8 protein-coding genes and 1 pseudogene are annotated in these 12,238 nt (G+C 67.1%); 8 read left to right on the top strand and 1 reads right to left on the bottom strand.

The window, feature by feature from the left end; translation table 11 throughout:
• Window positions 1-2: 2 nt before the first annotated feature.
• From uraD to ACFJI0_RS16770, 8 genes and pseudogenes are all read left to right on the top strand, one after another.
• A complete protein-coding gene (gene uraD / locus ACFJI0_RS16735) occupies window positions 3-1,787 on the top strand; it encodes a 2-oxo-4-hydroxy-4-carboxy-5-ureidoimidazoline decarboxylase (protein WP_382321250.1) in 1,785 nt (594 codons plus the stop codon).
• 8 nt (window positions 1,788-1,795) lie between these two features.
• Window positions 1,796-3,043 carry a M20/M25/M40 family metallo-hydrolase gene (locus ACFJI0_RS16740; protein WP_382321252.1) on the top strand — a complete coding sequence of 416 codons (1,248 nt, stop codon included), beginning with the start codon at window positions 1,796-1,798 and terminating at the stop codon, window positions 3,041-3,043.
• A gap of 88 nt (window positions 3,044-3,131) precedes the next feature.
• Window positions 3,132-5,421 (top strand): annotated as a pseudogene (locus tag ACFJI0_RS16745) (NADP-dependent malic enzyme).
• Between the two features lie 479 nt (window positions 5,422-5,900).
• Entirely contained in the window at window positions 5,901-7,382 is a 1,482-nt protein-coding gene (locus ACFJI0_RS16750; RefSeq protein ID WP_382321255.1) for a nucleobase:cation symporter-2 family protein, read from the top strand.
• Between the two features lie 287 nt (window positions 7,383-7,669).
• Complete coding sequence (locus tag ACFJI0_RS16755; protein ID WP_382321257.1) at window positions 7,670-8,704, top strand: ABC transporter substrate-binding protein; 1,035 nt, start codon at window positions 7,670-7,672, stop codon at window positions 8,702-8,704.
• A gap of 79 nt (window positions 8,705-8,783) precedes the next feature.
• Window positions 8,784-9,614: an ABC transporter ATP-binding protein gene (locus ACFJI0_RS16760; RefSeq protein ID WP_382155806.1), complete on the top strand. Its 831-nt coding sequence runs from the start codon at window positions 8,784-8,786 to the stop codon at window positions 9,612-9,614.
• A gap of 20 nt (window positions 9,615-9,634) precedes the next feature.
• Window positions 9,635-10,402 carry an ABC transporter permease gene (locus tag ACFJI0_RS16765; protein WP_291120841.1) on the top strand — a complete coding sequence of 256 codons (768 nt, stop codon included), beginning with the start codon at window positions 9,635-9,637 and terminating at the stop codon, window positions 10,400-10,402.
• The gene (locus ACFJI0_RS16770; protein WP_382321258.1) at window positions 10,399-10,875 is read left to right on the top strand and encodes a nucleoside deaminase; all 477 of its coding nucleotides are present in this window, start codon (window positions 10,399-10,401) and stop codon (window positions 10,873-10,875) included. Before ACFJI0_RS16765 ends, ACFJI0_RS16770 begins: the two co-directional genes overlap by 4 nt.
• 286 nt (window positions 10,876-11,161) lie before the next feature.
• Here ACFJI0_RS16770 and ACFJI0_RS16775 read toward each other — a convergent pair whose 3' ends face one another.
• Window positions 11,162-12,181, bottom strand: coding sequence for a Rieske 2Fe-2S domain-containing protein (locus tag ACFJI0_RS16775; RefSeq protein WP_382321260.1), 1,020 nt, complete (start codon window positions 12,179-12,181; stop codon window positions 11,162-11,164).
• Between the last annotated feature and the right edge of the window lie 57 nt (window positions 12,182-12,238).

A 12,238-nucleotide genomic window follows, 5' to 3' on the forward strand; every position in this document is an offset into this window, starting at 1 on the left:
CCATGCCCATCACCCTGGAACAACTCAACCGAGCGCCGCTGGCCGAAGCCACGCAGATGCTCGACGGCCTCTACGAACACTCGCCCTGGATCGCGGAACAGGCGCTGGCCCAACGCCCCTTCGCCTCGCTGGCCGCGCTCAAGCACGCCATGGTGACCGTGCTCAACCAGGCCGGCCGGGAGCCGCAGCTCGCGCTGATCCGCGCCCACCCGGAACTCGCGGGCAAGGCCATGGTGGCCAAGTCGCTCACCGCCGAGTCCACCAACGAGCAGACCAAGGCCGGCCTCACGAACTGCACGCCCGAGGAGTTCGCGCACATCCAGCAGCTCAACGCGCAATACAACGCGAAGTTCGGTTTCCCGTTCATCCTCGCGGTGCGCGGCCCGCGCGGCGTCGGCCTGAACAAGCGCGAGATCATCGCCACCTTCGAGCGCCGTCTGGGCCACCCGGTGGACTTCGAGCGCGCCGAGTGCCTGCGCAACATCCACCGCATCGCCGAGATCCGGCTGAACGACAAGTTCGGCTTCGAGCCCACCGTCGGCCACCGCGTGTGGGACTGGCACGAAGACCTCGCGCGCCACAGCGACCCCGGCTTCGCCGAACACGGCCAGCTCACCGTGACCTACCTGACCGACGCGCACCGCGCCTGCGCCGCCGACATCGCTGCCCGCATGCGCGACTGCGGTTTCGACGAGGTGCACATCGACGCCGTGGGCAACGTGGTCGGCCGCTACCACGGCAGCACGCCCGATGCCCCGGCCCTGCTCACGGGCAGCCACTACGACACCGTGCGCAACGGCGGCAAGTACGACGGCCGCCTGGGCATCTTCGTGCCCATGGCCTGCGTGCAGCAGCTGCACACTGCGGGCCGGCGCCTGCCGTTCGCCTTCGAGGTGATCGGCTTCGCCGAAGAGGAAGGCCAGCGCTACAAGGCCACCTTCCTGGGCTCGGGCGCGCTCACCGGCCACTTCAACCCCGCGTGGCTCGATCAGCTGGACGCCGATGGCGTGAGCATGCGCGACGCCATGCGGCACGCCGGCCTGCCCGCCACGCTGGAGGCCATCGGGGCGCTGGAGCGCGACCCCTCGAAGTACCTCGGCTTCGTGGAAGTGCACATCGAACAGGGCCCGGTGCTCAACGAGATGGATCTGCCGCTGGCCGTGGTCACCTCCATCAACGCCAGCGTGCGTTACCTGTGCGAAGCCGTCGGCATGGCCAGCCACGCCGGCACCACGCCCATGGACCGCCGGCGCGACGCCGCCAGCGCGGTGGCCGAACTCGCGCTCTACGCCGAGCAGCGTGCCGCCGCCGACGGCGACTCGGTCGCCACCATCGGCATGCTGCAGGTGCCCGGCGGATCGATCAACGTGGTGCCCGGCCGCTGCCTGTTCTCGCTCGATCTGCGCGCGCCCAGCAACGAACAGCGCGATGCGCTGGAGCGCGACATCCTCGCGCAGCTGCGCGGCATCTGCGAGCGCCGCGGCATCGGCCTGAAGACCGAAGAAACCATGCGCGCGGCGGCCGCGCCCAGCGCACCCGCCTGGCAGGCGCGCTGGGAAAAGGCCGTGGCCGCCCTGGGTGTGCCGCTGCACCGCATGCCCAGCGGTGCCGGCCACGACGCCATGAAACTGCACGAGGTCATGCCGCAGGCCATGCTCTTCGTGCGCGGCCTCAACAGCGGCATCAGCCACAACCCGCTGGAGTCCACCACCAGCGACGACATGGAACTGGGCGTGAACGCCTTCTCGCACCTGCTCGACCAACTCGCCACCGAACACCCGAACTGAACGCCATCATGACCACCGAACACCAACTGGATGCCTGGATCGACGCCCACTTCGACGAGGAGGTGCGCTTCCTGCAGGAACTCGTGCGCGTGCCCACCGACACGCCACCGGGCAACAACGCGCCGCACGCCGAGCGCACCGCCGAGCTGCTCGGCGCCATGGGCCTGAAGGCCGAACGGCACGCCGTGCCCGCCAACGAAGTGGAGGCCGCCGGCCTGCAGAGCATCACCAACCTGATCGTGCGCCGCCCCTACGGGCCGGGCAAGACCATCGCCCTCAACGCCCACGGCGACGTGGTGCCACCCGGCGAAGGCTGGACGCACGACCCCTACGGCGGCGAGGTGGTGGACGGCCGGATCTACGGCCGCGCCACGGCCGTGAGCAAGAGCGACATCGCCAGCTTCACCTTCGCGATCCGCGCGCTCGAATCGCTCAACGCGAAGCTGGCCGGCGGCGTGGAACTGCACGTGACCTACGACGAGGAATACGGCGGCGAGGTCGGCCCCGACTGGCTGCTGAACAAGGGCCTGACCAAGCCCGACCTGATGATCGCCGCCGGTTTCAGCTACCAGGTGGTGGTGGCCCACAACGGCTGCCTGCAGCTGGAGGTGACGGTGCATGGCGACATGGCGCACGCCGCCATTCCCGACAGCGGCACCGACGCGCTGCAAGGCGCCACCCACATCCTCAACGCGCTGTACGCGCTCAACGCCGACTACCTGAAGGTCACCTCCCAGGTCGAAGGCATCACCCACCCCTACCTCAACGTGGGCCAGATCAGCGGCGGCACCAACACCAACGTGATCCCCGGCAAGGTGGTGCTCAAGGTGGACCGCCGCATGATCCCCGAGGAAGACCCGGCCGAGGTGGAAGCATCGCTGCGCCGCACCATCGAACAGGCCGCGGCCAGCTTCCAGCCGCCGCGCGGCGGCCGTGAGCTCAAGGTGGACGTGCGCCGCATCCTGCTCGCGCGCGCCATGAAGCCGCTGCCCGGCAACCAGCCGCTGGTGCGGGCGATCCAGAAGCACGGCCAGGCCGTGTTCGGCGAAACCATCCCCGCCGTGGGCACGCCGCTCTACACCGACGTGCGCCTGTACGTGGAGCGCGGCATCCCCGGCGTGATCTACGGCGCGGGCCCGCGCACGGTGCGCGAATCGAACGCCAAGCGCGCCGACGAGCACCTGCAGCTCGACGACCTCAAGCGCGCCACCAAGGTGATCGCGCGCACCCTCTTCGAGCTGCTGCAACCCGCCTGAACCATCCATGAAACACCGCGCCCGGCGCGGTCTTGAGGGCTTGAACGCGTGACACAATGAACCCGCATTCAAGCTCTCTGGAGACAACATGACCCCTGCTGAACAAGCCCTGCGCGACGCCGCGTTCGAGTATCACCGCACGCCCTCGCGCGGCAAGATCGCCGTCACCCCCACCAAGCCCCTGTCCAACCAGCGCGACCTCTCGCTGGCCTACTCCCCCGGCGTGGCCTACCCCTGCCTGGCCATCGAGGCCGACCCCGCGATGGCGGCCGAGTACACCTCGCGCGGCAACCTCGTGGGCGTGGTCACCAACGGCACGGCCGTGCTCGGCCTGGGCGACATCGGCCCGCTGGCCGCCAAGCCCGTGATGGAAGGCAAGGGCTGCCTGTTCAAGAAGTTCGCCGGCATCGACGTGTTCGACATCGAGCTCGACGAGAAGGACCCGGACAAGCTGGTCGAGATCATCGCCTCGCTCGAACCCACGCTGGGCGGCATCAACCTCGAGGACATCAAGGCACCCGAGTGCTTCTACATCGAGAAGAAGCTGCGCGAGCGCATGGGCATCCCGGTGTTCCACGACGACCAGCACGGCACAGCCATCATCTCGGCCGCCGCCCTGATCAACGGCCTGGAGCTGGTGGGCAAGGACATCGGCTCGGTCAAGCTCGCCGTCAGCGGCGCGGGCGCCGCCGCCATCGCCTGCCTGGACGTGATGGTGGGCCTGGGCGTGGCGCGCGACAACATCTTCGTCTGCGACTCCAAGGGCGTGGTCTACGAAGGCCGGCCCGGTGGCTACGACGAGTCGAAAGCGCGCTACGCGCAGAAGACCGACAAGCGCACGCTGGCCGACGCGGTCGACGGCGCCGACGTGTTCCTGGGCTGCTCGGCTCCGGGGGTGCTCACGGCCGAGATGATGAAGACCATGGGCCCCAAGCCCATCGTGCTCGCCCTGGCCAACCCCGAGCCGGAGATCCGGCCCGAGCTGGCCAAGGCCGTGCGGCCGGACTGCATCATCGCCACCGGCCGCAGCGACTACCCGAACCAGGTCAACAACGTCTTGTGCTTCCCGTACATCTTCCGCGGCGCGCTCGACTGCGGCGCCACGCGCATCACCGAAGAAATGAAGCTGGCCTGCGTGCGCCAGATCGCCGAGCTCGTGAAGAGCGAGACCAGCGAAGAAGTGGCGAACGCCTACGCCGGCCAGGACCTGAGCTTCGGCCCGGACTACATCATCCCCAAGCCGTTCGATTCGCGCCTGATCCTGCGCATCGCGCCGGCCGTGGCGCAGGCCGCCGCCGATTCCGGCGTGCGCAACGCGGCCCATCACCGACATGGACGCCTACCGCCAGCAGCTGGGCCGTTTCGTGTACCAGACCGGCATCCTGATGCAGCCGATCTTCAACGCGGCCAAGGCCTTGCCGAAGAAGCAGCGCGTGGCGTATGCCGACGGTGAGGACGAGCGCGCGCTGCGCGCGGCGCAGATGGCGATCGACGACCAGCTCGCGCTGCCGATCCTGATCGGGCGCCCGGCGGTGATCGAGGCGCGCATCGCCAAGGCCGGCCTGCGCATGAAGCTCGGGCAGGACGTGCAGAACGTCAACCCGGAAGACGATCCGCGCTTCCGCCAGTACTGGGAGCACTACCACCAGATCATGGGCCGCCACGGCGCGACACCCGAGGTGCGCAAGGCCGCCGTGCGCCGGTCCAACACCATCATCGGTTCGCTGATGCTGTCGCTGGGGGATGCGGATGCGCTCATCTGCGGCCTGGTCGGCGGCTTCATGACGCACCTGGAGCGCATCGACAACGTGCTGGGCCGCCGCCAGGGCGCGGGCCTGTACGCCTCGGTCAACGCGCTGATGACGAACCGGGGCCCGGTCTTCATCGCCGACACGTACGTCAACGAAACGCCGTCGGCCGAGGAGCTGGCCGAGATCGCGTGGATGGCGGCGCAGGAAGTGCAGCGTTTCGGGCTGCCGCCCAAGGTGGCTTTCCTGTCGCACTCCAGCTATGGGTCGAGCAAGCGCGCTTCCGCTCGCAAGATGGCCGATGCGCGCGACCTGTTCGTGGCGGCGCACCCCGAGATCGAGTGCGACGGCGAGCTGCACGGGGACGCCGCGCTGCAGCCCGAGATCCGCGCCGCCTACCTGGCCGAGACCACGCTGACGGGTTCGGCGAATCTGCTGATCTGCCCGAACCTGGATGCGGCCAACATCCTCTACAACGTGATGAAGACGACCACCAGCGGCGGCGTCACCGTCGGCCCCATCCTCATGGGCGCGGCCGGCACGGTGCACATCCTCACGCCGGCGGCCACGGTGCGGCGGGTGCTCAACATGACGGCGCTGGCGGCGGCCAGTGGTGTGGTGAAGAACTGAGTCTTCTCGCTTGTGTTTGGGAAGGGGCGCCTCGGGCGCCCCTTTTTTCGCCTGCACCTCGCGGGCCCAGGGACGCCCGGCACTCTGCTCCGCGGGTGTCCCCCGCCCCGGCTTCGCCGGGGCTCCTCCTTTACCCCGCTGCGCAGAGCGCCGGGCATCCCTGGGCCGAAGTGATGTAGGCACACCCACCCTCGGTCTTTCAATCGCGAGCGCCTGGAGGTCGTTGGTGACGAGGGGGTGTGGCGCAGCGACGTAAAGGAGGAGGAGGACCGGCGCAGCCGGTCCGGGGGACAGTCGCGGAGCCACGCCCCCTCGGCGCCGGCGACCGGTGCCACAGGAAAGCGAATCACCCGTGAAACAAGCCAGCCGCCGGTCCGAAACCGGGTTTCCCCTAGGCCGAGCCCAATTCGACAGTACACATAATCTGTATACAGTTTTGCATGCATTGAAGCCGAACCACGCCCCTCAAGGAGACCCCCATGTCCACCTCCGTCCACCCGGTTGATGAAGTCCTGCCCCCCGGCAAACTCACCGCGCTCGGCCTGCAACACGTGCTCGTGATGTACGCCGGTGCCGTCGCGGTCCCCCTCATCGTGGGCCGCGCGCTCAAGCTCAGCCCCGAGCAGGCTGGCATGCTCATCTCCGCCGACCTCTTCTGCTGCGGCCTCGTCACGCTGATCCAGGCCCTGGGCGCCACCCAATGGTTCGGCATCAAGCTGCCCGTGATGATGGGCGTCACCTTCGCCTCCGTCGCCCCCATGGTCGCCATGGCCAACACCAACCCCGGCATCCAGGGCGCGGGCCTCATCTTCGGCTCCATCATCGGCGCGGGCATCGTCTCCATCCTCATCGCGCCCATCGTCAGCCGCATGCTGCGCTTCTTCCCACCCGTGGTCACCGGCACCATCATCGCGGTCATCGGCATCAGCCTCATGCGCGTGGGCATCAACTGGATCTTCGGCAACCCCGTCGGCGCCACCAGCCCCTTCGTCCCCAACACCGAGCACATCACCTGGCTGCACACCGTGAACGAGGCCACCGCCAAAGGCCTGGTGCCCGACATGCCCAAAGGCCTGTCCATCGCCAGCAGCGTGCCCAACCCCGCCTACGCACAGCCCGCCCACATCGCCATCGCCGCCATCGTGCTGGCCGCCATCCTGCTCATCGCCAAATACGCGCGCGGCTTCATCGCCAACATCTCGGTGCTGCTGGGCATCGTCGTCGGCGCCGTGGTCGCCGCCGCCACCGGCCTCATGACCTTCGAGAAAGTCAAACACGCCAACTGGTTCGATGTGGTGCTGCCGTTCGAGATTGCCATGCCCATCTTCGACCCCATCCTCATCCTGACCATGAGCCTGGTCATGATCGTGGTGATGATCGAATCCACCGGCATGTTCCTCGCGCTGGGCGACATGACCGACCGCAAGATCGACCAGAAGGCCCTGACCGCGGGCCTGCGCACCGATGGCCTGGGCACGCTCATCGGCGGCATCTTCAACACCTTCCCCTACACCAGCTTCTCGCAGAACGTGGGCCTGGTCGGCGTCACCGGCGTCAAGAGCCGCTTCGTCTGCGTGGCCGGCGGCGTCATCCTCATCGTGCTGGGCCTGCTGCCCAAGATGGCGGCGCTGGTCGAGTCCCTGCCCACCTTCGTGCTGGGTGGCGCGGGCCTGGTGATGTTCGGCATGGTGGCCGCCACCGGCATCCGCATCCTGGCCGGCGTGGACTACAAGGGCAACCGCAACAACCTCTTCATCGTGGCTGTCTCGATCGGCTTCGGCATGATCCCGCTGGTCGCACCCAACTTCAAGATGTGGATGCCGCACGCCATCCACCCCCTGATCGAGTCCGGCATCCTGCTGGCCTCCATCAGCGCGGTCGCGCTCAACCTGTACTTCAATGGCAGCCGGGGCGACACCAGCGCCGCCATCGAAGCGGCCAAACACGCCGAGGCGCACTGAGCGCTTCGCCCGCGCCCTTTCGACAAGGCCCCTTCGGGGGCCTTTTTCATGCGCGCACCGCGCCCGGACATGGTGCAAGCCCCGATGTGGTGCGCACCATTCAGGGTTAGTCTCGATGACGCACCGAACGTCTCGAACAAGAATCTGTATACAAATTCTGTGCTCAAAAGGCGCCCCGGCGCCTTTTTGCCGCCCACGCTTTGCTGGCACCTTTATTGCTGATGACAAGGCATGCCCGGGTGACAGCTGAGCAACCCCCTGCAACCCCGCCCATCACAGGAGAACCCATGAACAAGCGCCACCTCATCAAGATCACCGCTGCCCTGGCCGCGGCCGCCGCCTTCGGCAGCAGCGCCCACGCGCAGACGCCGATCAAGTTCCAGCTCGACTGGCGTTTCGAGGGTCCTGCCGCGCTGTTCCTGCAACCCGCCGCCAAGGGCTACTTCAAGGCCGCCGGCCTGGACGTGACGATCGACTCCGGCAACGGCTCGGGCGGCACCGTCACCCGCGTGGCCTCGGGCAGCTACGACCTGGGCTTCGCCGATCTGGCCGCGCTGATGGAATTCCACGCCAACAACCCGGAAGCGCCGAACAAGCCGGTGGCCGTGATGATGGTCTACAACAACACGCCGGCCGCGGTGCTCGCGCTCAAGAAGAGCGGCATCACCAAGCCCGCCGACCTCAACGGCAAGAAGCTCGGTGCCCCGGTGTTCGACGCCGGCCGCAAGGCCTACCCGATCTTCCAGAAGGCCAACAACCTCTCCAACGCGAACTGGACTTCGATGGACCCGCCGCTGCGCGAAACCATGCTGGTGCGCGGCGACATCGACGCCATCACGGGCTTCTCGTTCACCTCGCTGCTCAACCTCGAGGCGCGCGGCGTGAAGACCGAGGACGTGGTCATCATGCCCTTCGCCGATCACGGCGTGAAGCTGTACGGCAACGTGATCATTGCCTCGCCCAAGATCATCAAGGAGAACCCGGCTGCCGTGAAAGCCTTCCTGACCGCCTTCGCCAAGGGCGCCAAGGAAGTCATGGCCAACCCGGCCGCCAGCATCGATACCGTGAAGGCGCGCGACGGCATCATCAACGTGCCGCTGGAAACCCGCCGCCTGGTGCTGGCCATCGACTCCGTGGTCGCCAGCCCCGACGCGCGCAAGGAAGGCTTCGGCCAGGTCAACCCCGGCCGCCTCTCGCTGATGGCCTCCCAGGTGTCGGACGCCTACGGCACCAAGACCCGCATCGACCCGGCCACGATCTGGAACGGCTCCATGCTGCCCTCGGCCGCCGAACTCAACGTGCTGCCCCCCGCCAAGAAGTAAGAACGGCCACCGGCCGCCAGCCCGCGGCCCCGGCCAGCCACCCCACGGCGGCTGGCCTTTTTTTCAGGAAGACGACCCCATGCAAGACCCCTCCAGCGACCAGCCCTTCGTCGATTTCGACCAGGTCTGGCTGGCCTACAACGAAGACCTGCTGGCCCAGAACGTCTTCGCGGTGGAAGACATCAACCTCAAGGTCAAACGCGGCGAGTTCATCGCCATCGTCGGCCCCTCGGGTTGTGGCAAGTCCACCTTCATGAAGCTCACCACCGGGTTGAAGATGCCCAGCATGGGCAAGATCCGCATCGACGGCCAACCCGTCACCGGCCCGCTGAAGATCTCGGGCATGGCCTTCCAGGCGCCCTCGCTGCTGCCCTGGCGCACCACGCTGGACAACGTGCTGCTGCCGCTCGAAATCGTCGAGCCCTACCGCAGCCAGTTCAAGGACCGGCGCAAGGAATACGAGGAACGCGCGAAGAAGCTGCTGGCCAGCGTGGGCCTGGGCGGCATGGAGAAGAAGTTTCCCTGGGAGCTCTCGGGCGGCATGCAGCAGCGCGCCAGCATCTGCCGCGCGCTGATCCACGAGCCCAAGATGCTGCTGCTCGACGAGCCCTTCGGCGCGCTCGACGCCTTCACCCGCGAGGAACTCTGGTGCACGCTGCGCGACCTGTGGGAGGCGCAGCGTTTCAACGTGATCCTGGTCACGCACGACCTGCGCGAATCGGTCTTCCTGGCCGACACGGTGTACTGCATGAGCCGCAGCCCGGGCCGCTTCGTGGTGCAGCGTGAGATCCCGATCCCGCGCACGCGCGACCTGGAGGTGACCTACACCAAGGAGTTCTCCGACATCGTGCTCGAGCTGCGCGGCCACATTGGCGCCATGCGCAAGGCCGGCACCGTCATCAACCAATAAGGAAGCGGGAGTCAAAGAACATGCAACAAAAACACCTGGAACGATGGTCGCCGTTCCTGCTGCTGCTGGCCATCGTCATCCTCTGGGAAATCATCACCCGGGGTTTCGGCGTCTCGGAATTCATCTTTCCGAGCCCTTCACGCATCTGGGAGCAGACGCTGGAACACAAGGTCACCATCCTGGGCCACGCCTGGCGCACCTACTGGGTGACCATGGCCGGGTTCGGCATCGCCATCGTGGTCGGTGTGCTGCTGGGCTTCCTCATCGGCAGCTCGCGCCTGGCGTATGCGGCGGTCTATCCGCTGATGACGGCGTTCAACGCCCTGCCCAAGGCGGCCTTCGTGCCGATCCTGGTGGTGTGGTTCGGCATCGGCGTGGGCCCGGCGATTCTCACGGCCTTCCTGATCTCGTTCTTCCCCATCATGGTGAACATCGCCACCGGCCTGGCCACGCTGGAGCCTGAGCTGGAGGACGTGTTGCGCGTGCTGGGCGCCAAGCGCTGGGACGTGTTGACCAAGGTGGGCCTGCCGCGCTCGATGCCGTATTTCTTCGGTTCGCTGAAGGTGGCGATCACGCTGGCCTTCGTGGGCACGACGGTGTCGGAGATGACGGCGTCGAACGAGGGCATTGGTTATCTGCTGATCTCGGCGGGTTCGTCGATGCAGATGGGTCTGGCCTTCAGCGGTCTGCTGGTGGTGGGCGTGATGGCGATGGCGATGTACGAGCTGTTCAGTTTCATCGAGAAGCACACCACGGGTTGGGCGCACCGCGGCTCGCAGAGCGCATGAGTCCGGAACAGGTGGCGAAGCACCTGCGCCGCGCCAACGGGGTGGCACGGCGTGCGGCGGGCATGGGCCGGCATCCGTTCGGGGCCTTGCTGGTGGCGCCGGATGGGGAGACGGTGTTGGCCGAGCAGGGCAACATCGACACGGTGAACCACGCGGAGTCGACGCTGGCCCGCGTGGCGGCCGACAACTATCCCGGCGAGTACCTGGCGCGCTGCACGCTGGTGACGACGTTCGAGCCTTGTGCCATGTGCACGGGCACGCTGTATTGGGCCAACATCGGGCGCGTGGTCTATGGCGCGAGCGAGGAGGCCTTGTTGGCGTTGACGGGCAGCCACGAGGAGAACCCCACTCTGTCGCTGCCCTGCCGGGAGGTTCTTGCGCGGGGGCAGAAGGTCATCGAGGTCATCGGGCCTGTGCCCTCGCTGGAGGCCGAGATGCTGGAGCCCCATCTGGGGTTCTGGGCGTCTCGCTGAGTTTTTCTCCGGCCGACGGCGGCCATCGGCGAGAGGGGAATGGCTCCGCGGATGTCCCCGGGTCGGCTGCGCCGCCCTCCTCCTTTACTCCGCTGCGCCATTCCCCCCTCGCCGATGGCCTAAGGGCGTTCGGTCTGTTTTCGCGCCAACGTCACGTCGGCCTCGTGAGCGGGTGGCGTTCTGCGCAGCGGGGTAAAGGAGGAGACCCGGCGAAGCCGGGTCGGGGGACACCCGCGGAGCAGAGCGCCGCCCGCTCACGAGGCCCGCGAGGCAGCAGCGAGAAAGACTACCGATGCACCTCCACCTCCCCAGCAGAGGAAAGCAGGGCCATCAACCGCCGGCGAATCAGAATCCCGGGCCGATCGGAGTCCATTGAAAACTCCACCCCACGCCGCCGCAGATCCACCACCGCGTCCGGGTCGGTGGACTCGAGAATGTCCTTGTCCTCCCGCGTGATCTCATCGTCGAAGTCGATCAGCATCTGCGCCGGACAATCCGCCTCCGTGTCGTTGCGAAACAGCCATTGGCACAACTGCATGCGCCCATCGTCGATCGGCGTGAACGCATTGATGATCACGTGGCGCACCCCACTCGGGTACTCGATGTCCAGCCGCCGCGAAAACGGCTGGTAGTAGGCGTTGCGCATGTGCCGCTGCGTGATCGCCTCCTTCACCCCGCTGATGCGCTGGAATTTCTCCGGGTTCACCGCGTCGATCACCGTCTCGGCATAAAACCCGGCCTCGTTCTCCACCAGCTCGTACTTGCTCGGCGCCGGCGACGCCGCCACACCGAAAGTCGCGCGGTGCACGAAACTGAAGTGCGAGTTGTCGAACGAATTCTCCAGCGCGCGCACCGGGCTCGTGTGCCAGGTCTCGTAGAACTGGAAGATCGTGCGCCAGCCCTCCGCCTCGAACTCCGGAATCGCGGGAATCTCCGCCACCGGATCCTCCAGCGCCACCCACGCATAGCCATGGCGCGCCGTGCAGTGGTAGGCCGTCGTGCCGTAGTCCTTGGGAATCTCGCGCTCCGGCGGGTACTGCGGAATGTTGATCACGCGGCCGTGCCGGTTGTAGACCCAGCCGTGGTAACCGCACTGGAGGTTGCCGTTCTTGCACCAGCCCTTGCTCAGCTTCGCGGTGCGGTGGCAGCAACGGTCCTTGAGCGCGGCCGGCTCGCCGTGTTCGTCGAGAAACAGAACGATGTGTTCGCCCAGCAGGGTAAAGGGCTTGGGGCCGTCGGCCAGCATCGACAGCGGCATGACGGCGTGCCAGTAACGGCGGAAGACGGGTTGTTGGGTGACCAGCATGGTGAAGGCGCTCCTGAAAGAAATGGCTTGAGGGTGGGGTCTCAAGAGCAATTTCCC

Source organism: Hydrogenophaga sp. UC242_53 (assembly GCF_042696965.1).
In the GTDB taxonomy this organism is placed as follows: domain Bacteria; phylum Pseudomonadota; class Gammaproteobacteria; order Burkholderiales; family Burkholderiaceae_C; genus Hydrogenophaga.